Annotated in this window: 21 protein-coding genes and 1 tRNA gene; 11 read left to right on the top strand and 11 right to left on the bottom strand. The window is 73.0% G+C overall.

Annotated elements, in window-relative coordinates; translation table 11 throughout:
* The first annotated feature begins 92 nt into the window (after positions 1-92).
* Positions 93-272 (top strand): hypothetical protein, encoded by a 180-nt coding sequence (locus ACFY0K_RS11580; protein ID WP_351958096.1) that lies wholly within the window; start codon positions 93-95, stop codon positions 270-272.
* Between the two features lie 30 nt (positions 273-302).
* On the opposite strand, the gene ACFY0K_RS11575 is transcribed toward ACFY0K_RS11580, so the two are convergent.
* The 4 genes from ACFY0K_RS11575 to ACFY0K_RS11560 form a co-directional block, all read right to left on the bottom strand.
* Positions 303-806, bottom strand: a complete 504-nt coding sequence (locus tag ACFY0K_RS11575) for a hypothetical protein (protein ID WP_390639655.1) — start codon at positions 804-806, stop codon at positions 303-305.
* Positions 807-1066: 260 nt separating this feature from the next.
* Entirely contained in the window at positions 1067-2551 is a 1485-nt protein-coding gene (locus tag ACFY0K_RS11570) for a cellulose binding domain-containing protein (protein WP_390639653.1), read from the bottom strand.
* A gap of 132 nt (positions 2552-2683) precedes the next feature.
* The gene (locus ACFY0K_RS11565; RefSeq protein ID WP_390639652.1) at positions 2684-4114 is read right to left on the bottom strand and encodes a sensor histidine kinase; all 1431 of its coding nucleotides are present in this window, start codon (positions 4112-4114) and stop codon (positions 2684-2686) included.
* Positions 4111-4821 (bottom strand): response regulator transcription factor, encoded by a 711-nt coding sequence (locus ACFY0K_RS11560; RefSeq protein WP_390639651.1) that lies wholly within the window; start codon positions 4819-4821, stop codon positions 4111-4113. Before ACFY0K_RS11560 ends, ACFY0K_RS11565 begins: the two co-directional genes overlap by 4 nt.
* Positions 4822-4919: 98 nt before the next feature.
* Between ACFY0K_RS11560 and ACFY0K_RS11555 the strand changes: the two genes are divergently transcribed.
* Positions 4920-5453 (top strand): hypothetical protein, encoded by a 534-nt coding sequence (locus ACFY0K_RS11555; protein ID WP_390639650.1) that lies wholly within the window; start codon positions 4920-4922, stop codon positions 5451-5453.
* 172 nt (positions 5454-5625) lie between these two features.
* Here the strand turns inward: ACFY0K_RS11555 and ACFY0K_RS11550 are convergent, their stop codons facing one another.
* A complete protein-coding gene (locus ACFY0K_RS11550) occupies positions 5626-6495 on the bottom strand; it encodes a spermidine synthase (protein ID WP_390639649.1) in 870 nt (289 codons plus the stop codon).
* 36 nt (positions 6496-6531) lie between these two features.
* Complete coding sequence (locus ACFY0K_RS11545; RefSeq protein WP_390639648.1) at positions 6532-6912, bottom strand: hypothetical protein; 381 nt, start codon at positions 6910-6912, stop codon at positions 6532-6534.
* A 255-nt stretch (positions 6913-7167) separates the two neighbouring features.
* On the opposite strand from ACFY0K_RS11545, the gene ACFY0K_RS11540 reads away from it, so the two are divergent.
* Positions 7168-8664 (top strand): hypothetical protein, encoded by a 1497-nt coding sequence (locus ACFY0K_RS11540; protein WP_390639647.1) that lies wholly within the window; start codon positions 7168-7170, stop codon positions 8662-8664.
* A gap of 219 nt (positions 8665-8883) precedes the next feature.
* Here the strand turns inward: ACFY0K_RS11540 and ACFY0K_RS11535 are convergent, their stop codons facing one another.
* Positions 8884-9480: a histidine phosphatase family protein gene (locus tag ACFY0K_RS11535; protein ID WP_390639646.1), complete on the bottom strand. Its 597-nt coding sequence runs from the start codon at positions 9478-9480 to the stop codon at positions 8884-8886.
* 223 nt (positions 9481-9703) lie between these two features.
* Here ACFY0K_RS11535 and ACFY0K_RS11530 point away from each other — a divergent pair, with 223 nt between their 5' ends.
* From ACFY0K_RS11530 to ACFY0K_RS11500, 7 genes are all read left to right on the top strand, one after another.
* The gene (locus ACFY0K_RS11530) at positions 9704-10657 is read left to right on the top strand and encodes a phosphatase PAP2 family protein (RefSeq protein WP_382722108.1); all 954 of its coding nucleotides are present in this window, start codon (positions 9704-9706) and stop codon (positions 10655-10657) included.
* Positions 10554-11729 (top strand): hypothetical protein, encoded by a 1176-nt coding sequence (locus ACFY0K_RS11525; protein WP_390639645.1) that lies wholly within the window; start codon positions 10554-10556, stop codon positions 11727-11729. Before ACFY0K_RS11530 ends, ACFY0K_RS11525 begins: the two co-directional genes overlap by 104 nt.
* Entirely contained in the window at positions 11720-13309 is a 1590-nt protein-coding gene (locus ACFY0K_RS11520; protein WP_390639644.1) for a hypothetical protein, read from the top strand. The genes ACFY0K_RS11525 and ACFY0K_RS11520 overlap by 10 nt, the downstream gene beginning before the upstream one ends.
* On the top strand, positions 13306-14643 hold the full coding sequence (locus tag ACFY0K_RS11515; RefSeq protein ID WP_390639643.1) for an AAA domain-containing protein: 1338 nt from the start codon (positions 13306-13308) through the stop codon (positions 14641-14643). The genes ACFY0K_RS11520 and ACFY0K_RS11515 overlap by 4 nt, the downstream gene beginning before the upstream one ends.
* Before the next feature lie 408 nt (positions 14644-15051).
* On the top strand, positions 15052-15414 hold the full coding sequence (locus ACFY0K_RS11510; RefSeq protein WP_351958108.1) for a hypothetical protein: 363 nt from the start codon (positions 15052-15054) through the stop codon (positions 15412-15414).
* Positions 15415-15529: 115 nt separating this feature from the next.
* A complete protein-coding gene (locus ACFY0K_RS11505; RefSeq protein ID WP_388718383.1) occupies positions 15530-16144 on the top strand; it encodes a bifunctional DNA primase/polymerase in 615 nt (204 codons plus the stop codon).
* A tRNA-Lys gene (locus ACFY0K_RS11500) sits at positions 16135-16208 on the top strand. Before ACFY0K_RS11505 ends, ACFY0K_RS11500 begins: the two co-directional genes overlap by 10 nt.
* 61 nt (positions 16209-16269) lie before the next feature.
* Here ACFY0K_RS11500 and ACFY0K_RS11495 read toward each other — a convergent pair.
* A complete protein-coding gene (locus ACFY0K_RS11495) occupies positions 16270-17484 on the bottom strand; it encodes a M6 family metalloprotease domain-containing protein (RefSeq protein ID WP_390639994.1) in 1215 nt (404 codons plus the stop codon).
* 372 nt (positions 17485-17856) lie between these two features.
* Here ACFY0K_RS11495 and ACFY0K_RS11490 point away from each other — a divergent pair, with 372 nt between their 5' ends.
* Positions 17857-19734 carry a putative bifunctional diguanylate cyclase/phosphodiesterase gene (locus ACFY0K_RS11490; RefSeq protein ID WP_390639642.1) on the top strand — a complete coding sequence of 626 codons (1878 nt, stop codon included), beginning with the start codon at positions 17857-17859 and terminating at the stop codon, positions 19732-19734.
* On the opposite strand, the gene ACFY0K_RS11485 is transcribed toward ACFY0K_RS11490, so the two are convergent.
* The 3 genes from ACFY0K_RS11485 to ACFY0K_RS11475 all read right to left on the bottom strand — a co-directional run bounded on the left by ACFY0K_RS11485 (position 19704) and on the right by ACFY0K_RS11475 (position 22939).
* Positions 19704-20801 (bottom strand): LLM class flavin-dependent oxidoreductase, encoded by a 1098-nt coding sequence (locus ACFY0K_RS11485; protein ID WP_390639641.1) that lies wholly within the window; start codon positions 20799-20801, stop codon positions 19704-19706. The genes ACFY0K_RS11490 and ACFY0K_RS11485 overlap by 31 nt on opposite strands.
* A 609-nt stretch (positions 20802-21410) precedes the next feature.
* Positions 21411-22142, bottom strand: a complete 732-nt coding sequence (locus ACFY0K_RS11480; RefSeq protein WP_351958112.1) for an aspartate/glutamate racemase family protein — start codon at positions 22140-22142, stop codon at positions 21411-21413.
* Entirely contained in the window at positions 22139-22939 is an 801-nt protein-coding gene (locus ACFY0K_RS11475; protein WP_390639640.1) for an aspartate/glutamate racemase family protein, read from the bottom strand. Before ACFY0K_RS11475 ends, ACFY0K_RS11480 begins: the two co-directional genes overlap by 4 nt.
* Positions 22940-23047: the final 108 nt, after the last annotated feature.

Here is a 23047-nt window from a genome sequence, read left to right as displayed (position 1 = left end):
AGTTCCTCCCCCAGCCTTCGGCCGGGGGTACCCCCCAGCGCCCCTTCGGGGCCGCTGCCGAGCGGGGCGCGAGTGCCGCGGCCGGTCAGCAGGTGACGGTGAACGGCCGGACGTACACGTCCTCGGACCGGCCGGGCGCGGGCACCGCGGGCTTCGGCGGCATGCTCCTGGCGGACGCCCTCTTGGACGGCTTCCACCACCACGGCCCGCCGATGGGCGGGCCGTGCGGCTTCGGGGGGGGCGGCGGACCGGGCGGGCCCGGCGGCTTCTGAGCGGGGCTCCGGAGGACCGGCCCCTCACCCTCACTCGTCCGCGAACAGTTCCTGGGCGCTCGTGGCGGTGACGGCCCGGTCGAACCAGGTGCCCAAGGTGCCGAGGTCCGCGCATGCCGTGATGCGCTCACGGTCCGCCTCGGCCACCTCGACACCCCGGAGATCGAGGATGCGCAGGATGTCCTCGGCGCGCCCCTTGGCGCGCCCCTTGGACTCGCCTTCGATGAGGGTCTCCTCGATGAGCGTGCCACTGCCGGGGAATCGGGGAGTGTACGTGGCCATCAGGTGCCTCCACAGTGCACGGGCCCGGGTGTCTCCCAGACCGATCTCGGTGAACTCCGCCCAGCGTTTCCCTGATCCGTCGCCGGCGTTGACCACTGCCGCCGCCAGTGCATCCAGTATCGCAGGGAGTACCGGATCCTTGGCGTGCGCGAGCGCCGTGAAGACGGCGAGCGGCAGGTCCTCGGCGGCCTGGTCCGGGTCGGTGACCACGGGAACGTTGCCCGGGCCCAGGACGAGCGGGAAGACCATCATGCTGGTGTGGGCGGACAGTCCGACCCTGATCGGCTCCGCCGCCCAGGCCTCGGTGGCCTTCTCCTTGCAGACGACCAGCAGGATCGGTGGCAGCGTGTACTTGGCATAGAGATGCGCGAGATAGTACGTCCAGCTGCTCCGAACTGACCATGTGCGGGAACGCAGCCGGACGGCGGCGCGCGACGAGGCCGGAGGCAGTGGGTTCAGCCATGTGGGTGAACATGCCTCCGGCCTATGCCGTGCGGTGCCGACGGGGCAGGTCAGCCGATCGACGCGAAGGCCTTCGAGAAGGCGTACTTGTCCTGGGTGACGGAGCTGCAGGTGGCGTCGGCGGTGGACTTGGCGCCGCCGGCGCACTGCTGGTCGCGGGTGGCCGACCACATGGAGAGCCAGCCGATCCCCTTGGACTTGGCGAAGTCGACGAGCTGGGTGGCGTCGTCGACCTTGAAGACCTCGGAGGAGACGTCGTTGACGCCGATCATCGGGGTGACGGCGACCGCCTTCCAGGCGGCGGAGTCGGAGAGGCCGAGGACGCTCTTGATCTGGGCCTGGGTGGCGGTGGCGGCCTGGGTGGCGTAGGTGCCCATGTCGCCGTTGTACGAGGCGCCGTAGTCCATCGCCATGATGTTGACGGCGCTGATCTTCACGCCGTTGGCCTTGGCGTCGGAGAGCAGATTCACGCCGTCCTGGGTGAGGCCCTCCGGCATCACCGGGAGGGTGAAGGAGACGTCCAGGTTCGGGTGGGCGGCCTGGAGCTTGGCGATGGCCTTGGCGCGGTTGGTGTTCGCCGTGGTGTTGGGCAGCGCGCCGCCCTCCACGTCGAAGTCGACCTTGGTCAGGCTGTACGCGTCCACGACCTTGCCGTACGCCGCCGCGAGCGCGTCCGCCGAGGAGCAGGTGGTGGCGAGTTCGGAGCCGGACGCGCCGCCGAAGGAGACCCGGACGTCCCCGCCCTTGGCGCGCAGGGCGCCGATCTGGGAGGCCACGCCGTCGCTCGCCAGGTCCGTCACGCCGCCCCACTTGGGCGTGCAGCCGCCGCCGTCGGTGACGAAGGCGAGGTTGTAGTTCTTCACTCCGGTGGCGTTGGCGGCCGCGAGGAGGTCGAACGCCGGGTAGAGCGAGGTGTCGACGTAGGGGGCGAAGCCGGCGGAGGTGGTGGTGCCGGATCCGGTGCCGGTGGTCTGGGTCGGGGTGGGCGTCGCGGTGGGGGTGGCGGGCGTGGACGCCGTGGCCGTGGGGGTCGCGGTCCGGGTCGGGGTCGCCGTCGCGGTGGGGGTGGCGGACTGTGTCGGGCGGCCGCTCGGCTCCGGGGTCGCCGTGCCGTCCGCCGAACAGCTCGCGTTGTCGATACGGCAGCCGGTCGGGTCCCCGCTGCCGTTGACCACGAAGCCGACGGTGTCCGACTCGCCGGCCGCGAGACCGTCCGTGTCCCACTTCGGCGGCTTCACGGTGACGTGCTGGCCGCTGACGGTGTACTCGGCGTTCCACAGCGAGCTGAGCTTCGCGCCGGCCGGCAGGTCGAATTCCAGCGTCCAGTCCTGCTCCCTGGCCCCGCTGTTGTTCGTGACGACGTACTGCGCGGTGTACCCGGTCGACCAGTCGCTGGTCTTCGTGTAGGCGGCGCCGACCCCGGCCGCCTGCGCGATCCCGGTGAACAGGATCGCCCCGCCACCGACCACGGCCGCGGCGACCAGACCGCCTATCGCCTTGTTCCTGCCACTGATTCTGCGCCGGTGCGTGCTCATGCCGTGCCTGCCTTCGCCTGCCAAAGGGGGTGGGGTGCGGCAGCACGCTAGCGGCCGGGAATCGGACAAACGGCCTGATAGGGACGGCTGTTGAGGATCTTAGGGTGCGCTTAAGGAAGGCATCGGGACCGATTAAAGGTCGAGACCAATTCTGCCGGTGGTGCCCCCTGTTCCCCGCCTGCCCGGGTCCCCCGGTGGCCTGCGCGAACGGTGTCTGCGCACCGTTCCCCGGTGTCCCGTGCGCTCCGGCTTCCGGCCGTCCAGCTGGATCCAGATCCGCACCTCCGTCCCGCCCAGCACCGACGACCCGATCCGCACGTCACCGCCGGTCGACTCGGCGAGCCGGCGCACGATGTCCAGTCCGAGCCCGGTCGACCCGGCCGCCCCCGAACCCCGCCCGCGGGCCATCGCCGCCTCCGGATCGGGGATGCCGTGTCCCGCGTCCGAGACCAGCACGATCACCGCGTCCTCCGCGTTGTGCACGTCGACCGCGAAGGCGGTGCCCTCCGCGGTGTGCCGGAAGACGTTGCCGAGCAGCGCGTCGAGCGCGGCAGCCAGGTCGGCGCGGGCCACGGGTATGCGCACCGGCCGGTCCACGCCGGCCACCCGCCACTTGCGCCCCTCGTCCTCCGCGAGCGCCGACCAGAACCCCATCCGCTCCCGCACCACCTCGGCCGCGTCGCAGCCGGCACCCGGCCCGACGGCCGCCGTCTGCGGCTTGGCCTCGCGCGCGGTCCTGATGATGGTGTCGACCTCGCGCTCCAACTGCGCCACCGCGGCCCGGGTCTGCTCGGCGGCGGTCCCGTCCCCGAGCGAGGCCGCGTTCAGCCGCAGCACGGTGAGCGGAGTGCGCAGCCGGTGCGACAGATCGGCGGCCAGCTCCCGCTCGTTCGCCAGCAGTTGCACGACCTGGTCGGCCATCGAGTTGAACGCGACCGCCGCCAGCCGCAGTTCGATCGGCCCCTCCTCGGGCACCCGCGCCCCCAGCTTGCCCTCCCCCAGTTCGTGCGCGCCCTCGACCAGTCGCTGGGCGGGCTGCACCATCCGTACGCCCAGCCGGTCGGCGACCGCGACCGAGCCGACGATCAGCGCCAGGCCGACGGCGGCGAGCACCGCCCAGGCCGTGCCGACCCCGTTGGTCACCTCGGACTCGGGCACGTACACCTCGACGACCGCGATGGCACCGGAGCTCAGCGCGACGGGCTGCAGCAGGGTCGACCCGCCGGCCACCCCGGTGGTGGAGGCCCGCCCCAGCTTCCGTACGGCCGCGATGTCCCGGTCGGCGGCACGCTGGCGCCCGATGTCGAGGCCGGCCTGGCCGCCGGCCGCCGGTATGTGCACGGCCATGCCCCGGTCGGCGCCGGCGGAGGCCACCACCCGCTCCAGCTTGTCCCGGTCGGTGGTGATGGACAGGGCCGGGGCGACCGCGGCTGCCTCCCGCTCGGCGTTGGAGAACGCCCGGTCACGGGCCAGCTCCTTGACGACCAGGCCGAGCGGGACGGCGAAGGCGACCACGACCATCGCGGTGACCGCCAGACAGACCTTGACCAGAGCCCATCTCATCCGACCGGCCTCGCTTCCCCGCCGGGCGGCTCCAGCTTCACGCCGACGCCCCGCAGTGTGTGCAGATACCGCGGCCGGGCCGCCGTCTCGCCCAGCTTCCGCCGCAGCCACGACAGATGGACGTCGATGGTCTGGTCGTCCCCATAGGACTGCTGCCACACCTCCGCCAGCAGCTCCTTGCGCGGCACCACGACCCCCGGCCGCCCGGCGAGGAAGGCCAGCAGGTCGAACTCCCGCCGGGTGAGGTCGAGCCGCACCCCGTCCAACTCGGCGTGCCTGCGCAGTGGATCGACGGCCAGCCCGCCGACCCGCAGCACGCTCGACGGCGCCGGCTCACCACCGCCCGACCGCGCCCGGCGCAGCACGGCGGCCATCCGCGCCGACAGGTGCTCGACGGAGAACGGCTTGGTCAGATAGTCGTCCGCCCCCGCGTTGAGCAGCCGGACGATCTCCGTCTCGTCGTCCCGGGCGGTGGCGATGATGACGGGCACGTCGGTGATGCCGCGCAGCATCTTCAGCGCCTCGGAGCCGTCCAGGTCCGGCAGTCCGAGGTCCAGCACGACGACGTCGAAACGGAAATGGGCGACCTCGCGCAGCGCCTCCAGTGCCGTGCCCACGCTGCGCACGGTGTGCGAGGCGTCGGTGAGCTGCCGGATGAGCGCCGAGCGGACGAACTGGTCGTCCTCGACCACGAGCACACTTGCCATGCGCCGCACCGTACGCCATGCCGCAGGCGCCGGTCGGAGCCTGTGGATAACTCGGGTCGAGTGCGCAGGGCGGTACCCCTGAGGCAGTATGGCCCGCGATGCGCAGAGGACTCGTACACGTAATGGCCTGGCTGCTCGCCACGGGCGCGGCGGTCACGCTGTCGTGGTGGGGCGTCCACACGGTGATGGCGGCCACGGCCTACGACCCGCCCCGCGCGCTTCCCGTCACGGCGGCGGACGACGACCCGACGCCCCAGGGCGCCAAGTCGCCTGCGTCGTCCGCGTCCCGCGCCCCGAGCCCGTCGCACACCGCTTCCCCGCGCCCGTCGGCGACTCCCGCACCGACGCCGTCCCGGACTCCGGCCACCACCCCGAACCCGACCGGCACCGCCGGTTCGGCTTCCGCCTCGGGCCAGGTCAAGGCCTACGACACCGATGGCGGCCGGGCGGTCTTCGACCTCGGCGACACCAGCGCGACCCTGGTGTCGGCGACGCCGGGTACGGGCTGGTCGATGCAGGTCTGGAAGACGGAGACGTGGATCCGCATCGAGTTCAGCAAGAGCACGGACCGCGTGTCGGTGTTCTGCACGTGGCACGACAGCGCGCCGCAGGTGCAGGTGGAGACGTACTGACCGTCGGCCGGTGTGAGGGTGGGGACGCTCACCGGCGCTTGCCGGGCGCCGCCCGCGCCCACCCGTGCCGCCCCAGCGGCACGACTGCCCGCGGCTGAATGAGACACGGCTGGGCAGCGCGCCCCAAAGGGGCGCGGGGAACTGCGCGAGCAACCCCCACGCACCCGCAGAGTCAGCGAAACACCGAAGGCGGCGGGGAAGGTGAAGCCACGGCCACCGCGTCCGTCACGGCGATCGCACCGCCGGTGAAGTCCCGCAAAGAACGCCCGTGTTCGACCCGCCCAGGGTGCGGATCGGATGCGCAACGCCGGGTCAGTTCAGCGACAGGGAGCTGTACGTCGGCCGCCACCAGCACCGCGTTGCCGAACCGCCTCCCCCGCCACACCGTGGGATCCGCGACCACCGCGACCTCCGCGAACCGCGCCCCCACGGTGGCGATCTGACCCCTCAGGTGGGCCAACGGCGGCCCGTCCGCGAGGTTCGCGGCATACATTCCCCCCGGCCGCAGCACCCTCCGCACGGCATCCAGGAACTCCGTGGACGTCAGGTGCGCCGGCGTGCGCGCCCCGCTGAACACATCCGCTATGACCAGGTCCGCCCACGCCTCCGGAACCTTGCCCAGGCCGTCCCGGGCATCCACGGACCGCACCCGTATCCGCGCGTTCGCGTCCAGCGGCAGCTCGCGCCGCACCAGCTGGACGAGGGCCGCGTCCCGCTCCACGACCTGCTGGGTGGACCGGGGCCGGGTCGCGGCGACGTACCGCGCCAGCGTGAGCGCGCCGCCGCCGAGGTGCACGACCTGCACGGGCCTGCCCGGCGGTGCGACCAGGTCGATGACATGGCCGAGCCGGCGCTGGTACTCGAAGGACAGGTACGCAGGGTCGTCGAGGTCGACGTGCGACTGCGGGGCACCGTCGATGAGCAGCGTCCAGGCCCGGCCGCGGTCGGGGTCCGGGATGAGCTGGGCGAGGCCGCCGTCGACGGCCTCGACCACAGCCTCGGCGGCGGCCGGCCGTCGACGTGAGTTCCTGGACTTGCCCATTCCGCCATCTTCCCAGGCGGCGGCCGTCCGGGAAATTCAGCGGCAGCTGTCCGCCGCCTCGATCATCCGGGCCGCCTCCCCCAGCGCCCGCCGCAGCACCGCCGGATCGGTCGCCAGCTCGGCCTCGCCGGGCGGCAGCAGCCAGTCGGAGCCCTCGACCGGCGGCTCAGGACTGAACCGCAGCCCGCGCCCCTCGGTCTCGGTACAGGTGCTGCCGGGTACGTCCCAGCCCGCCGCCGTACCGGCCGGCACCACGAAGCCGAGGGTGCCGCCCCCGTCGTCGTGGAGCACGGGACCCACCGCCTCTCCGGCCCCCCTGCGCAGGATGTCGACCGCCTCCAGGCCCTGCCGGGCCGGCACCGTCACGAGGTCGCATCCCGCATCGTCACAAGGATCGTTGCCCTGGCTGGTCTCCATCCCGGCCTCCACCGCGCAGCCCTCTTGCAGTCCATGAGGTCCAACGCGCCACCGCGTCAACGGCTACGGCGGAAGTCAGCCGCAAAGGATGGCAGTTCATGGCAGATCGTGCATGAGATATCCGGTTTGTAGCCAAACCCTGCGTCACGAGTCCGACACAGCAGGTACGTTCTTGCCCGCCGGAATCAAGGGTCCACTCGGACAACTCACTACGAGTCCGGCATGGTTCGACGGTTCGCACGAGAGGACCCGGCCATGGCGTCGTCAACCACGACCTCGTCGCAGCCCGATCGGCCGGTACGGCCGAACCTCGCCTTCCGGCAGGTACGCGGCCGGCACTCGCCGGCCGAGTTCGCCGCGCTCGTTCGGCGCGCCGCCCGCGAGATCGGCGAGCGGGTGAGCTGTGACGCGCGCTACATCGGCCGGGTCGAGGCGGGTGAGATCCGCTGCCCGAACTACGCCTACGAACGGGTGTTCCTGCATATGTTCCCCGGCCGCACGCTCGCCGACCTCGGTTTCGCGCCCCGCTCGTCCGTCCGCGGACGCGCGGCGCGGCCGCCGGGCGACCTGCCCCTGGTGCTCACCCCGGGTGAGAACCAGGAGGGCGTCGAGCCGTATGAACCGCAGGACCAGTACCACCCGCAGGACGAGTACCACCCGCAAGACCGGCATGACCGGCGCGAGACGCGGAACCCGCAGGACCCGTACGAGACGCACGACAACTACGAGGAGAGCGACGTGCTGCGTCGCCTATTCATGACCGGCGGAGGCGCCACCGTGGCCGCCGCCACCCTGGGCCCGCTGGGGTTCACCATCGACGCCGTGGCGGCGGACCGGCCGGTGCGCCGTGCCGGGTCCTCGCACGCGGCCGCCCTGGAGGAGGCCGTACGCCGGATCCGGTTGCTGGACGACCGGCACGGCGCGGACGGACTGTACCGGCGCGCGGCGGCTCCGCTGCGCGCGGCGTACGCGCTCCTCGACGCGGGCGCGACCCGGCAGACGACCGCCGAGCGGTTGCACTCGGGCGCCGGTGAACTGGCCATCTCGGTGGGCTGGCTGGCCCATGACTCCGGCCGCTTCGACGACGCCCGCTCGCACTACGCGGAGGCGCTGGCGACGGCACGGATGACCGGGGACGCCGGGCTGGAGGCGCACGCCTTCTGCAACACCGCGTTCCTGGCGCGGGACGCCGGACGGCCCCGGGAGGCGGTACGGGCGGCCCAGGCCGCGCAGCGGGTCGGCCGGCCGCTCGGCTCGGCCCGCCTCATGTCCCTGCTCGCGCTGCGCGAGGCGGGCGGCTGGGCGGGGCTCGCCGACCGCACCGGCACCGAACAGGCGCTGGCCCGCGCACAGGCCCTCTTCGAGCGGGGCCGCTCGGACGCCGACCCCGAGTGGATGAGCTTCTACGGAGAGGCCGAGCTGGAAGGCCTGGAGGCGCAGTGCTGGTCCATGCTGGGCGACTGGCGGCGCGCCGCACGCCACGCGCACCGGGCGGCCGATCTGCAGGACCCGCACTTCACGCGGAACATCGCGCTGTACACGGCGGAACTCGCCGACGACCTCGCCCGCGGCGGGCGTCCCGACGAGGCGGCGACGGCGGGCATGCGGGTGCTGGACCTGCTGGACCAGGTCCAGTCGTCCCGGATCCAGGGGATGCTGGCGGGCACGGCACGGGTGCTGCTGCCGCACCGCCGGGCGAGCGGAGTCCAGGAGTTCCTGGACCGTCACGCGTCCACGCCGAGGGTTGTGTAGGGCCGACAGGGGTGGACCTGTAGTTCGTACGGCTGCGGGTGAGTGGGGGCCGGCCGCGCAGTTCCCCGCGCCCCTAACGGGGCGCTTCCCAGCCGCGTCCTGCATACCTAGCTGCGGGCAGGCGTGCCGCAGGGCGGCACGGGTGGGCGCTGGGGTCCCCCCGGCCGAAGGCTGGGGGAGGCACCCGGCAAGCGCCGGTAAGCGCCCCCACCCCGGCCCTCACCCCGCCAAGTGCCCCAAGTCGTTCCAGCTCTCGATGGCGGGCTCCCCGTAGGCCCACCCCAGCACCGACAGTGACGTCGGGTTCAGCCGGATCCGGGCCGCGAAGTCCAGCGGCAGCCCCAGCCACCGCGCCCCGATCGACCGCAGGATGTGCCCGTGGGCGAAGACCAGCACGTCGCGGTCGGCCGAGCGCGCCCAGGCCACCGCCTCGTCGGCCCGCGCGGTGACCTCCGCGAGGGACTCGCCTCCGGGGACGCCGTCCCGCCAGATCAGCCAGCCCGGCCGGGACGCCTGGATCTCCGCCGGGGTCAGGCCCTCGTACGCCCCGTAGTCCCACTCCATCAGCGTGTCCCAGCGGGCGGCGCGGTCGCCGAAGCCGGCGAGTTCGCAGGTCTCCCGCGCGCGTGCCAGCGGGCTGGTGCGGATCTCGGCGTCGGCGAGGCCGTCGAACGGCGGCCGGTGCAGGCGCTCGCCGAGCAGCTTGGCCCCCCGCCGGCCCTCCTCCAGGAGCGGTACGTCGGTCCTGCCGGTGTGCTTGCCGGACAGCGACCACTCCGTCTGTCCGTGCCGGGCCAGCAGGATGCGCGGTGCCATGGGGAGAGAACCTTCCGGGAGAAATTCGGGAGCGGGACACCTCCATCATCGCCCAGGCTGGGAACACGCAGGGAACGGGCTGGGGACCGGGCAACCCGGCGCGCGCTCTCCGCGTCTTTGAGTGCTGAGCGCCCCGCATGGGCGGGAGTACGCGCAACGTAAAGTGTCACGGTCGGCCCGCCGGGAGCCGCGCGGACAGGGACGAGAAGGGGGAGGCAGTCGGATGCCGCAGACCGAGAAACCGGGCACCGAGGTGGCTGCACGAACCCGGCTGCGCTGGTGGACCGAGCTGCCGCTGATCCTGCTGGTGTACGGCTGCTACTCCGCCGGCCGCCTGCTCGCGCGCGGGGACACGGGCACCGCCGTCGACCACGGCCTGGCGATCCTGCGCATCGAGAAGGCCCTGCACCTCAACGCCGAGCACCCGCTCAACCGCCTGTTCACACGTGAGGCGTGGCTCGGCATACCGGCGGACTTCTGGTACGCCTCACTGCACTACCTGGTCACTCCGCTGATCCTGGTCTTCCTGTTCCGCAAGCGCGCCGAGGTCTACCGGCGGGCCCGCACCTGGCTGATGACGTCCACGTTCATCGGGCTGATCGGCTTCACCCTGCTGCCCACCTGCCCGCCCCGGCTGCTGGACGTGAAGTACGGGTTCGTCGACACGATGGCCCAGTACAGCTCGTACGGCTGGTGGGGCGGCGACGCCAGTGCGCCGCGCGGCCTCGGCGGCATGACCAACCAGTACGCGGCGATGCCGAGCCTGCACTGCGGCTGGGCGCTGTGGTGCGGGGTGATGCTGTGGCGCCACGGCGGCAACCGCGTCACCAAGGTGCTCGGTGTGGCCTACCCGCTGCTGACCGCGATCGTGGTGATGGGCACCGCCAACCACTACTTCCTGGACGCGGTCGCGGGCGTGTTCGTGATGGGCGTGGGTTACCTGCTGGCGCCGTACGTGATGCGGCTGGCGAATCTCGTCCGGGTGCGGATCACCCCGGGCGCCTCCCTCGTCGCAGCGCGCTCGGACGGCGCAGGCTCCCCGATTGTCAGTGCCGGATGCCAGACTTCGGCGGGTGAGCGAATTCCATCGCAGCGCGAGTCCCGGCTCGCCGCCGCAGCCGAGCCGGACGCTTCCCCCACAGACGCGGGGGACAGCGCTCCGGCACCGGCTCGCTGAGCTGCGCGGCCCCGCCGTCCCGGCCAAGGCCCTCGACGCGCGTGCCCTCGCGGCGCTCGCCGCGAACCCGGGGTGCCGACGGCGGGCGATCCTGGACGGCGCCGGTGTGGACAAGACGGCACTGGCGAGCGCCCTCGGCACGCCGTCGGCCTTCGGCCAGTCGCAGTTCGCGCTGACCCGGGGCAACGCCTTCGAGGCGAAAGTGAAGGCGGACGGCGGCGCCGAGCTGCTGCGGCTGGTCCGCACCCATCTCGACCCGGGCGCCGAGCCGGCCGAGCGGGCCGCCGTACCCGACCTGTCCGCGATCGGGCCCGAGGGGCGTACGGCCCGTACGGCGCTGGCCCTGCGCGAGGCCGTCGAGGCGGGCGGCTGGGCGCTGTTCGACCATCCGATGCTGGCCCTCGAAGTGGCCGGCTCGCCCGCCTTCCTGGAGCCGGACGCGGTCGTGGTGCACCCGGACGGCAGCTGGACGGTCGTGGAGATCAAGTCCTTCCCGATGCTGGACGGCTCCGCCGACCCGGCGAAGGTGGGCGCCGCCGCCCGGCAGGCCGCGGTGTACGTGCTGGCCCTGGAGGAGGTCGCGGCCCGGCTCACCCCGGCCCCGCGGGTCCGCCACGAGGTGCTGCTCGTCTGCCCCAAGGACTTCGCCAACCTGCCGACCGCCGCCGCGGTGGACGTCCGCAAGCAGCGCGCGGTCACCGCCCGCCAGCTGGCCCGGCTCACCCGCGTCCAGGACATCGCCGACACCCTGCCCGAGGGCACCTGCTTCGCCCCGGACCTGCCCAAAGAGCAGCTCACGGCGGCCGTGGACGCCGTCCCCGCGACGTACGCGCCCGAGTGCCTCTCCGCCTGCGAGCTGGCCTTCCACTGCCGGCAGCGGTCCCGGGCGGCCGACGAGGTGACCGCGCTGGGCCGCGCGGCCCGCGCCGAGCTGGGCGGGCTGAGCACGGTCGAGGAGGTGCTGTCGGCGGCGCGCGGCGAGAGCGGCGACCCGGCCGACCCGGCGGTGGCGGCCCTGCGCCGGGCGGCGGCCCTGCGGGTGGAAGCACTTCAGGGGGCCGCGTGTCACTGATCACCACCCTCGCCCGCCTCGAAGCCGTCAGCTCGGGCACCGCGCAGCCCGCCGCGACCGTCCGCCACCGGCACCTCTCCGACCGCCCTCTGGTCTTCGTGCCGCTCACCACCGCCGGTGAGGCCGGTGCCCCGCTGGGCGCCCTGGTCGGCACCGACCGGGACGCCCCGCGGCTGCTGGTCGTACCCCAGCCGCGCGACCGCGACCTGCGGTTCGCCTTCCTCGCCGAGCTCGCCGACGTCGTCCTGCCCTACCTGGACTCCTACGCCGACAGCGTCGAGGCGGCCGAGCGCACCGAGACCGACCCGGAGACCGGCAAGCGGGTCAAGGTCGAGGTCGAACTGTGCGCGGACGCACCCCAGTTGATCGTCCCGGGCCGCGCGGGCATCGAGTACGTACGGCTGCTGGGCCGCTCGATGCGGTTCCGGCGCACGGCGGAGCAGGACCCCGAGGCGCCCTACCCGGCGCCGCCCCGGGTGCCGCTGCTCGGCCGCTGGCTCACCCACTTCGGCGAGCGCGCCCGGGTCCCCGGCTCCTCCCTCCTCCTCGCCATGACGGACCTGCTGTCCCGGCACTGGGCGACCGGCCAGTCCGGTGTCGAGGACCAGCACCTGGGCGCGCTGCTCGCCTGGATCGCCCCGCCGGAGGGCAGCACCGGCGCGCAGGCCGCGCGGGTCGCCGAGCTGGCGCGGGACTCCGACGGCCAGTTGCTGTGCCCGCCGGCCGGGCCCGCCACCGACCCGGCCTTCGACAACAAGCTGCTGGCCCCCGCCTTCGACCGCTACGACCGGGCCCGCACCGCTCTCGCCGAGGCCGAGGACGGTCTCCAGGCCGACGACCGGCTGATGATCCTCACCGCCGCCGAGCGGGAGATCCGCGCCCTGGTGGAGAGCCGTACCCGGCCCACCTGGGACGCGGTCTGGCAGGGCCTGGACCTGCTGCGCGGGCTGCCGGAGGGGGCCAGGGTCGAGGAGCGGTGGACGCGCGACCGCTGGTCGTTCACCGGTCACCGCGACCGGGTACTGGCCGGTGAGCCGCCGCAGCCGCGCCGGGACGACGCGGTGACCGCCGCCAACAAGCTGGCCACGCGCGAGCGCGAACAGGCCCGCCTCGACGCCCAGGAAGCCCTCGACGACCCGCTGGTGATGGCGGGGCGGCGGCTGTCCGGGGAGGCGTTCGCGGGCGAGGTCCTCGACGTCGTCATGGCGTACAGCGAGGGCAAGCGGCCCAGCCCGCGCCCGCTGCTGACCGTGCGCACGGAGGACCGGCCGCAGCTGGGCGAGCGCGCCAAGGCGTACCGCTCGCTGGGCGGCAAGCCGCAGTCGGCGGAGTTCGTCGGCCACGAGGCGGAGGGGGTGCTGGTGCTGCGCGTCCTGGACAAGATGGGCCGCGGCAAGGAACCCGAACCGGGTTCGGTCCCCGAGAAGGGCGACCGGCTCGTCTTCACCCTGTTCGAACACGAGCAGCGCGGCGGCGCCAAGCTGCCCGACCCGGAGGACACCCCGTGGACGCACGGCGGCCCGCCGGGCGAGGCGGCGCCCGAGGCGGCCGACACCGCGACGCCGGAGGACATCCTGTGACCACCACGGACTTCGATCCCGGTACGGCCGCAGCACAGGCCACCGCCGCGATCCTGCACGACACCCTGCACGGCACCGAGCGGGGTGTGGTCGTGGACTCCCCGCCGGGCGCCGGCAAGTCCACGCTGGTGGTGCGGGCGGCGCTCGAACTCGCCGACGCCGGCCGCCCGCTGATGGTGGTCGCGCAGACGAACGCGCAGGTCGACGACCTGGTCCTGCGGCTCGCCGAGAAGAACCCCGAGCTGCCCGTCGGCCGCCTGCACAGCAGTGACGCGGACCCGTACGACAAGGCGCTGGACGACCTGCCGAGCGTCCGCAAGTCGGCGAAGGCGGCCGATTTGAAGGACGCGCAGGTCGTGCTCTCCACCGCCGCGAAGTGGGCGCACGTGAAGGCGGACGAGCCCTGGCGGCACGCGATCGTCGACGAGGCGTACCAGATGCGCTCGGACTCCCTGCTCGCCGTGGCCGGCCTGTTCGAACGGGCGCTGTTCGTGGGCGACCCCGGCCAGCTGGACCCGTTCGCGATCGTGGGCAGTGAGCAGTGGGCGGGCCTGTCGTACGACCCGTCGGCGTCCGCCGTCTCCACCCTCCTCGCCCACAACCCGGGCCTGCCCCAGCACCGCCTCCCGGTCTCCTGGCGGCTGCCGGCGTCGGCCGCGCCCCTCGTCTCCGGCGCGTTCTACCCGTACACCCCCTTCCGCAGCGGCACGGGCCACGGCGACCGGCGTCTCACCTTCGCCGTCCCCTCCGACGGCTCCGGGCCCGACCGGGTGATCGACGAGGCGGCGGAGTCCGGCTGGGGCCTGCTGGAACTGCCCGCCCGGCACACCCCGCGCACCGACCCGGAGGCGGTCCGCGCGGTGGCCACGGTGGTACGGCGGCTGCTCGACCGCGGCGGCGCGGCTCTCTCGGAACGCTCCCCCGCCCCCGCCCCCCTCACGGCCGACCGGATCGCCGTCGGCACCGCCCACCGGGACCAGGCGGCCGCTGTCCGCGCGGCGCTGGCGGAACTGGGCGCGGCCGACGTCACCGTCGACACGGCGAACCGGCTCCAGGGCCGCGAGTACGACGTGACGGTGGTCCTCCACCCGCTCTCCGGCCGCCCCGACGCCACCGCCTTCCACCTGGAGACGGGCCGCCTCTGCGTCCTCGCCTCCCGCCACCGCCACGCCTGCATCATGATCTGCCGCGCAGGCGTGACCGACCTCCTGGACGACTACCCGTCCGCGGAACCGGTCCAGCTGGGAACCCTCGTCAAATTCCCCGACGGCTGGGAGGCGAACCACGCGGTGCTGGCGCACCTGGGCGAGCACCGGGTGACCTGGCGGCCATGACAGACACCGACACCGACCCCACCCACCCGCCGGACGGAGTCCGGCACGCCGCCGGAGGCGGCCAACGGATGCAGCCCCCGACGGCTGGGAGGCGAACCACGCGGTGCTGGCGCACCTGGGCGAGCACCGGGTGACCTGGCGGCCATGACAGACACCGACACCGACCCCACCCACCCGCCGGACGGAGTCCGGCACGCCGCCGGAGGCGTCCAACGGATACAGCCCCCGACGGCTGGGAGGCGAACCACACGGTGCCGGCGCACCTGGGCGAGCACCGGGTGACCTGGCGGTCTTGAGCGGGCGAGCGGAGAGTCAGCCACCGGCCTCGGGGTGCCCTTGCGCGGGCGCGGGACAATGGACGGTGGTCATCGGACCGTAGTCATCGACACCGTACGAGGAGGACCAGACATGGCGGAGCCCACGCCGCGTCGGAACGAACCGCGGCTACGCCCCGCGCCCCTGCTCTTCGAGCCTGTGGAAGCGGTCGCCGACCCCGAGCACTTCTTCGGCCTGGAGTCGGTCGACGACCCCGGGGCGCTGCTGAGCCGTGCGACCGAGCTGGTCCAGGCGTTCCGGGTGGCCACCGACCGGGCGGTGGAGTTCCAGGCCATGGCCGCCGCCCAGCTCGCCGACCCGCGCCGCTTCGACCGGCTGACCCCGGCCGACATCGCCGAGCGGGCCGAGTGGACCGAGGACTACGCGAAGAAGATGGTCGAGTTCGGCCGGGATCTGCTGAAGGGGAGGGAGGGCCAGGGGCCCGAGCAGATCTAGGCGGACCCGGCTGATGGCATATGCCGGGTGGGCAAGATACGCCTCTCCGTTCGCTCCTGTCCGGGTTTCCCGCAACTGACGGCGAGCGGGTGTTCACGAGGGGTATCAATTCCCCATGAGCCGCACACCGCACGAGACCTTCCCGGGCGACCTCGCCGAGCTCGGCGACGCGGCCGGGGTCACCCCGGACGGAGCCGCCTGGCTGGCCTCCGCAGGAACGTATCCGCGGAGCACGCTCGCGTTCTGGGAGGAGCGGCCGGACGCCCCGGTCGTCCTGCCCTGCGGGACCGTGTTCGACGTGGTGAACGCCCCGGCGATCTTCGGCCGCCGCATGCTGGACCGGCTGTGGGACGAGGGGCCGGGCTCCGGGCCGGTCGCGGTCTTCCGGGGCCGGATGCTCCTGTTCGCCGCCCCCGGCACCGCCGCCCGGCTGCCGTCGCTGCTGGGCTGGGAGGAGTGGGGCGGCCGCGGCGGCACCGTGCCGCCACTGCTGTGCCACGGCACCGGCGACGCGGTGACCGTACCGGCTCCGGCACCGCGCGGCGCCCCCTCCCCCGCCCCGGCCGGCACCCGCTGGCTGGTCGCCCCGGACACCCGGCACCCGTGGCTTCCCGGCCCGGAGATCCTGCTCTGGGCGGCCGTCCGCGCGGCCCGCTCGACCGTCCGCATATCGATTTTTCCTCCCGCCGATCAGGATGCTAAGGTCTACGACGTCAGCAGGCGCCGCTAGCTCAGTTGGTTAGAGCAGCTGACTCTTAATCAGCGGGTCCGGGGTTCGAGTCCCTGGCGGCGCACGCGAAGTAGCCGAAGGCCAAGCTCATGTGAGCTTGGCCTTCGGCTTTTCGTCGGCGCGGTTCAGTCCGGCTTCGCCGGCGTGATCTTCACGTTCCAGGCGCCGGACGCCGTCCGCCCCTCCACCGCCACCTGCACGCCGTCGCCGGGCACGGTGAAGCTCTCACCGAGGGCGACCGGGGCGTCGGCCAGCGGCGGGTAGACCGAGTTCTCCCAACAGGCCTCGGTGCGCGGATGGGCGTCGATCACCTGGACCGGCCCGTTGCCGGAGGCCGTCTCGTCGCGGACCCGGTAGACGAGGATGCCCTGCCGGCAGGCCGCGCTGTCGTTGCCGGACGCGTCCCGCGCCTCGAAGGCCAGCGCGGTGTCGGGCCCGGTGCGCACCACCGCCAGCTTGGTGCCGTCGCCGAGCCCGAAGGCCGGTGCGCCCGCGGCGCCCCGCGCGGGCCCGCCCGGCCCGGCGGAGAGCGGTTCCAGGGTCAGCCGGGTCGGCGCGGTCCCCCGGACGCACACCACCTGGCGTGGATCCAGCCATCCGAGCTTCCACTTGTGCCAGGCGAAGAGGTCCGGGGAGAGCCCGAACTGGCTGCCCATCAGGTCCCAGTCGCCGACGTACGTGTCCCAGTCGCCCTTGCCGTCCACCGGGCGGTGGTAGAGGTCGGGGAGGTCGAAGACGTGCCCGGTCTCATGGGCGAGAACCAGCCGGTCCGGGGGATGCTTCTCGAAGACCGTGACGACCCGGCGGACGTCGGTGCCGTCCACGTGCACCGGGGTGTCGAGGTTGACCACCTTCGTGGCGTCGGAGTCGACGCCGGGCGCGTCCGGGTCGGCCACGAGGTACACGATGTCGTAGCGCGAGAAGTCGACCTCGGGATCGGCCGCCGCGAACGCGTCCCGCAGGTAGGCGGCCCGCAGCGGGATGCTCCAGTCGCGTCGCATGCCGTAGGCGGCCGAGGGCCGGGGCATCCGCAGCCAGTGGGCGAGCGGGTGCGGGTGGATGGTGAACTTCCCGTAGGAGGCCTGCTCGTAGTACCGGCTGGTGGCCGGGAAGTGGTCGGCGACCAGCTCCGCGGGCGTGGTCTGCGGGACCGCGTCCGGGAAGGAGAGGAACACCATCACGGCCGAAAGCGGGTGGGTGGGACGCGTGTAGTCGGGGTTCCAGGTGTCGACGCCCTCGGAGTGGTGCGCGTCGGTGCGGTGCAGGGCGCAGGGGGCCGTGGAGAACGGCTCGGCGGACGACGGCCCGGTCAGGATCGTCGTGGCGACGAGCGCCGACATCGTGGTGAACACGGCGGCGGAGCTGCGCAGCAGGAGACGCGGCACGGAAGGACCTCCGGGGGCGGTTCGCGGGACACCGCACCCAGCCTCTGTGAGTTTGTCACCTTATGACCTGTTTATCTGCACCAGAAGGGTGAGGGACCACCTGCCCGTCACGGGCAGACCCGAACGGCCGACACCCCGGCACGCTAACGGAACGTCACAAGTGGTCGGGCGCCCCAAGAACCCGTCCAGGTGCGGGCAGAAACGATCTGTCAGAATCCCCGGTTCATCGGGGACACTGGACAGTGGCTGGAAGGCCCTCGGGCCAGCCTCTATGATCGGCACACTTTCCTGCACGGACAGAGATCGAGTGCACTGCGGGAGCGAGCGGTGAGCGGAACGTCCGAAGGGCCGACGCCCGCGGCAGACCTCGACCGGTCCGCCGTCACAGAGAGTGACAATACTTACCGGAAGTCGTACGAGAAGACAGACGAAACGACAGGCGAAACGACAGACGCGCGGTCAGCGCCGACGACCTACGAACACGCCTTCGCGGCCGCCGCGCTGCCCATGGCCGTGGTCGACCGCGACGGGCTGGTCACTGCCGCCAACGAGGCGCTCGCCACCCTGATCGGCGCCGACCAGGCCGGGCTGCCCGGACGGATCGCCGCGGACCTGGTGGACCTGGCCTCCGACGCCCGTACCTGGCACGCGTACCGCGAGGTACTGCGCGGCCGGCAGGCGAGGCTGCGCTGCACCCGCCGGCTGAAGCACCCCGACGGGCACTCGGTCTGGGTCCAGGTCACCATCGCCCCGCTGGCCAAGGACGTGCCGGGCGTGCTGATCTCGGTCTCCGACATCAGCGACCGCCGCGAACTCCAGGCCCGGCTGCGGCACTTGCAGATGCACGATCCGGTGACCCGGCTGCCCAACCGGACGCTGTTCTTCGAGCGGCTGTCGGCCGCGCTGGAGGCGGAGTCGTACGAGCAGAGCGGCACCGGCCGGATCGGCCTGTGCTACCTGGACCTGGACGGCTTCAAGGCCGTCAACGACACCCTCGGCCATCGGGTCGGCGACCGTCTGCTGGCCGCCGTCGCCGAACGGCTGACCCGGGTCGCCGACGAGGCCGGCTTCGCGCGGGCCGGCGCCCCGCTGGTGGCCCGGCTCGGCGGCGACGAGTTCGCCCTCCTGGTCGAGGACTCCACGGGCACGGAGCAGCTGGCCGACCTCGCGGAGTCCGCCCTCGCGGCCCTTCAGGCACCGTTCGACCTGGCCGGCCAGCGGCTGTCGTTGTCGGCGTCGATCGGGGTGGTGGAGCGGCACGCCGCCGGCACCACCGCCACCGGTCTGATGCAGGCCGCCGACACGACGCTTTACTGGGCGAAGGCCGACGGCAAGTCCCGCTGGACGCTGTTCGATCCGGAGCGCAACGCCCACCTGGTGACCCGGCAGGCGCTCTCCTCCACCCTCCGCCCGGCCATCGAGCGCGGCGAGTTCGTGCTGGAGTACCAGCCGCTGGTGGGCATGGGGGACGGACGGCTCAGCGGGGTCGAAGCCCTTGTCCGCTGGCACCACCCGGAGTTCGGCACACTGACGCCGAATCGGTTCATCGGATTGGCGGAGGAGGACGGCTCGATCGTCCCGCTCGGCCGCTGGGCCCTGACCACCGCCTGCCGGCAGGCCCGCCGCTGGCAGCTGGACCACCCCGGCGAGCCGCCGATCTTCGTCAGCGTGAACGTGGCGGTCCGCCAGGTCTGGGACTCCGACCTGGTCGCGGACGTGGCGGAGACGCTGGCCGAGACCGGCCTGGCCCCGCACCTGCTCCAGCTGGAGCTGACGGAGTCGGCGGTCATGGGCTCGGCGGGCCGCCCGCTGCAGGCCCTCCAGGCCCTCAGCGACATGGGCGTCCGCATCGCCATCGACGACTTCGGCACCGGCTACTCGAACCTGGCGTACCTGAGCCGGCTTCCCGTCTCGGTCCTCAAACTGGACGGTTCCTTCGTCCGGGGCTTCCAGTACGACGACCCGGGCGACCGCCCCAACCCGGCCGACGAGGTGGTGGTGGAGGCGATGATCCAGCTGGCCCACCGCCTGGGCCTCACCGTCACTGCCGAATGCGTCGAGACCTCGGCGCAGGCCTCCCGGCTCCGCCACATCGGCTGCGACACCGGCCAGGGGTGGCTCTACTCCCGGCCGGTGACGGCGGATCGTATCTCCGAGCTGCTGGACACCAGGACCTACGCGGACGCCCCGGCCGGCAAACCGTAGGCGTCGGCGACCAGTTCGTAGGAGCGCAGGCGCAGCTCGCCGCGGTGGGCGTGGGTGGTGAGCATCAGCTCGTCGGCGCCGGTGCGCTTCTGCAGGTCGTCGAGGCCTGCGCGGACCTCGTCGGCGGTGCCGTGCACGATGTTGGCGGTCCAGGAGTGCACGAACTCCTCCTCCATCGGGGAGAACTCGTGCTTCTCGACGTCGTCGGGGTCGGGGAACAGGCCGGGCCGCCCGGTGCGCAGCCGCAGCATGTTCACCGCACCGGCCCGCACCTGCCGCCGCGCCTCGCGCTCCTCGTCCACGGCGAGGACGGAGACGCCGATGAGGGCGTAGGGCTCGTCGAGGACGGCGGACGGGCTGAAGGTCTCGCGGTACAGGTCGAGGGCCGGGACGGTGTTCTGCGCGGAGAAGTGGTGCGCGAAGGCGAACGGCAGCCCGAGCATGCCGGCCAGCCGGGCGCTGAACCCGGAGGAGCCGAGCAGCCAGACGGGCGGCCGGTGCGGCGACTGGACCCCGCCGGGGGTCGTGCTCTGCACCGGCCCCGGGATCGCGTGGATCCTCCGGTACGGATGCCCGTCCGGGAAGTCGTCGTCCAGGAACCGGATCAGCTCGGCGAGCTGCTGGGGGAAGTCGTCGGCGCCCTCGTTGAGGGTCTGGGTCCGGCGCAGGGCGGCGGCGGTGGCGCCATCGGTCCCCGGCGCCCGCCCGAGGCCGAGGTCGACCCGCCCCGGCGCCAGCGCCTCCAGCGTGCCGAACTGCTCCGCGATCACGAGCGGCGCGTGGTTGGGCAGCATCACACCGCCGGACCCGAGCCGGATCCGCTCGGTGTGGGCGGCGAGGTTCGCGAGGATCACGGCGGGTGAGGAGGAGGCCACACCGGGCATCGAGTGGTGCTCGGCGACCCAGTACCGGTGGAAGCCGCGCGACTCGGTGAGCCGCGCGAGCGAGGCGCTGGTGCGCAGGGCGTCGGTGGCCGTACTGCCGGTGCCGACGGTCACCAGGTCCAGTACGGAGAGGGGGACGGGGGCGGTCCCGTGCGTGATGCCCCGGATCTCGTCTGCCGACACGGTGAGAGCCTCCTGAATCGCGGCCGTGAGCTTGTAAGGGTGGGTAACAGGAGGAGGTCTCCGTTTATTCCGTGCGGGTGAGTGGGGGCCGGGGGTGGGGACGCTCACCGGCGCTTGCGGGGTGCCGCCGCGCCCACCCGTGCCGCCCCAGCGGCACGACTGCCCGCAGCTGAGTAGCTGCGTGGCTGCGTGGCCGAGGGCTGCGTGGCTGAGGGCTGCGTGGCTGAGTAGCTACGTGGCTGGGTAGCCGTGTGGCCGAGTAGGCGCGTGGCTGCGTGGCTGCATAGCTGCGTGGCCGAGTAGGCGCGTGGCTGCGTGGCTGCATAGCTGCGCGGCCGAGTAGGCGCGTGGCTGGGTAGCTGCGTAGCTGCGTGACTGCATAGCTGCGCGGCCGAGTAGGCGCGTGGCTGGTCAGCTGCATAGCTGAGTAGCTGCGTGGCCGAGTAGGCGCGTAGCTGCGTGGCTGTGGCGACTGCCGCCGACGGGGGGCCGGTGGGCGGTGGGCGTGGTCTTGGGGGTTTTCGGTTCCCTTTTTCCTACCGAGTCGGGTGGTGGGTGGGCGAGGGTTTTGGGGGTCCAGGGGGCGGAGCCCCCTGGTACGGGGCGTTGTCAGGCCTGGACGATCGGTTCGCGGGTGAAGAGGGTGCCGAGGGACGGGGCGTTGACCCGGCGGTCGGCCAGGCGGAGGCCCTCCCAGACGGTCACCTGGTTCGCCGTGAGCACCGGCTTGGAGAGGGCCTTCTCCAGGAGGGACACGTGGGCCGCCGTGTGCAGTGCCGTGTCCGGAAGCAGAACCGCCTCGGCCTCCCCCGCGTCCGCGGCCCGCGCCAGGGTCAGGACCTCCTCCTCCCCCCACGTCCCCACCTCCGCCGCCGTCACGATCCCCGAGGACCGCACTCCGGTCACCTCCAGGCCCCCGGCGCGAAGGAAGTCGGCGAAGAGGGACGCCACGTCGTCGGGATAGGTCGCGCCGACCGCCACCCGCCGTACCCCGAGCTCCCGCGCCGCGTGCACGAACGCGAAGGACGTGGACGACGCGGGCATCCCGGCCGCCCGGGCGAGCGCCCGGACCTGCTGCTGGGCGCCCTCCCAGCCGTACACGAAGCTGCCGCTGGTGCATGCCCACACCACCGCGTCCGCACCCGCGAGCCGCAGCTCCGCCACCCCGGCGGCCAGCCGTTCCTCGGCCCCCATCTCGCGGAGCGCGTCCACCCGGTGCGCGTCCTCGCCGATGTCGGTGTGGACGACGTCCACCCGGATGTCGCTGCCGAGGAGCTGTTCGATACGGGGGTAGTCGTCCTCCGCCGAGTGTCCCGGATAGAGGAGTCCGAGCGCTGTCATGTCCACCCTTCCTGCTGTTCTTCCGGCAGTACGGGCCAGTCACGCGCCGCCGCCGGTTCGTCCAGGTGACGGATCAGCGCCTGATAAGGGCCCACCGCTCGGGTACCCAGACTGCGCAGCGCCGCCCACATCGTGACCTGGTTGGCCGACAGGACCGGTATGCGCAGTTCGGCCTCCAGCTGGGGGATGACGTCATAGGTGGGGAGGTTGGTGCAGGAGATGAACAGGGCGTCGGCGGCCCCGGGCCGTACCGCCTGCCGGGCCATGGCCACCACGTCCCGGTACGGCACCTGCCAGATGTGACTGGTCAGCCCCATGAACGCGCAGCCGGCGACCCGCACGCCCGCCTCCGCCACGTACTCCTCCAGCACCCGGGTCACCGAGACCGTGTACGGCGTGACCAGCGCCAGCCGTCGTACGCCCAGCTCGGTCAGCGCGTCGAGGAGCGCCCCGGAGGTGGTGAGGGCGGGCACCGCGCCGGAGCGGGTCATCGCCTCGCACATCGCCCGCTCGCCCGCGATGCCGCCGACGAAGCTGCCGGAGGTGCAGGCGTAGGCGACGACCTCGGGCGCGACCGCGGTCAGCGCGCGTACCGCCTCGCCGAGCGTCTCGTGCTCGCTGACCAGCCGGGCCAGGTCCAGGCTGACCTCGACCGGCACGAACGGTGTCCTGGTCAGGTGCAGGGAGACGTCGTCCGGCACCCATCGCCACAGCTCGCGGTCGAGCGCGAAGTCGAAGGGCGCCACGACGCCGACACCGCGCTGCGGACGAGGTCCGCCCAGAAAGGAGACGTCCATGGGAAGTCACCGGCCTCAGGTGGGAGAGCGAGGGGCAACGGTCGACGGATACGCCCGTGTTGACGAAGGTAGGTTCGGGTGCCAGCGTGGTCAATCCGCACATCCGAG

This window comes from Streptomyces sp. NPDC001507 (genome assembly GCF_042894765.1).
Lineage (GTDB): Bacteria > Actinomycetota > Actinomycetes > Streptomycetales > Streptomycetaceae > Streptomyces.
Note: the sequence above shows the minus strand (reverse complement) of the source record. Positions and strands in the feature narration are given on the sequence as shown.

Coding starts and splice junctions, on each gene's coding strand:
- ACFY0K_RS11575 (WP_390639655.1), bottom strand. CDS start 806: ATGATGGTCTTCCCGCTCGTCCTGGGCCCGGGCAACGTTCCCGTGGTC.
- ACFY0K_RS11570 (WP_390639653.1), bottom strand. CDS start 2,551: ATGAGCACGCACCGGCGCAGAATCAGTGGCAGGAACAAGGCGATAGGC.
- ACFY0K_RS11565 (WP_390639652.1), bottom strand. CDS start 4,114: ATGAGATGGGCTCTGGTCAAGGTCTGTCTGGCGGTCACCGCGATGGTC.
- ACFY0K_RS11560 (WP_390639651.1), bottom strand. CDS start 4,821: ATGGCAAGTGTGCTCGTGGTCGAGGACGACCAGTTCGTCCGCTCGGCG.
- ACFY0K_RS11555 (WP_390639650.1), top strand. CDS start 4,920: ATGCGCAGAGGACTCGTACACGTAATGGCCTGGCTGCTCGCCACGGGC.
- ACFY0K_RS11550 (WP_390639649.1), bottom strand. CDS start 6,495: ATGGGCAAGTCCAGGAACTCACGTCGACGGCCGGCCGCCGCCGAGGCT.
- ACFY0K_RS11545 (WP_390639648.1), bottom strand. CDS start 6,912: ATGGAGACCAGCCAGGGCAACGATCCTTGTGACGATGCGGGATGCGAC.
- ACFY0K_RS11540 (WP_390639647.1), top strand. CDS start 7,168: ATGGCGTCGTCAACCACGACCTCGTCGCAGCCCGATCGGCCGGTACGG.
- ACFY0K_RS11535 (WP_390639646.1), bottom strand. CDS start 9,480: ATGGCACCGCGCATCCTGCTGGCCCGGCACGGACAGACGGAGTGGTCG.
- ACFY0K_RS11530 (WP_382722108.1), top strand. CDS start 9,704: ATGCCGCAGACCGAGAAACCGGGCACCGAGGTGGCTGCACGAACCCGG.
- ACFY0K_RS11510 (WP_351958108.1), top strand. CDS start 15,052: ATGGCGGAGCCCACGCCGCGTCGGAACGAACCGCGGCTACGCCCCGCG.
- ACFY0K_RS11505 (WP_388718383.1), top strand. CDS start 15,530: ATGAGCCGCACACCGCACGAGACCTTCCCGGGCGACCTCGCCGAGCTC.
- ACFY0K_RS11495 (WP_390639994.1), bottom strand. CDS start 17,484: ATGTCGGCGCTCGTCGCCACGACGATCCTGACCGGGCCGTCGTCCGCC.
- ACFY0K_RS11480 (WP_351958112.1), bottom strand. CDS start 22,142: ATGACAGCGCTCGGACTCCTCTATCCGGGACACTCGGCGGAGGACGAC.
- ACFY0K_RS11475 (WP_390639640.1), bottom strand. CDS start 22,939: ATGGACGTCTCCTTTCTGGGCGGACCTCGTCCGCAGCGCGGTGTCGGC.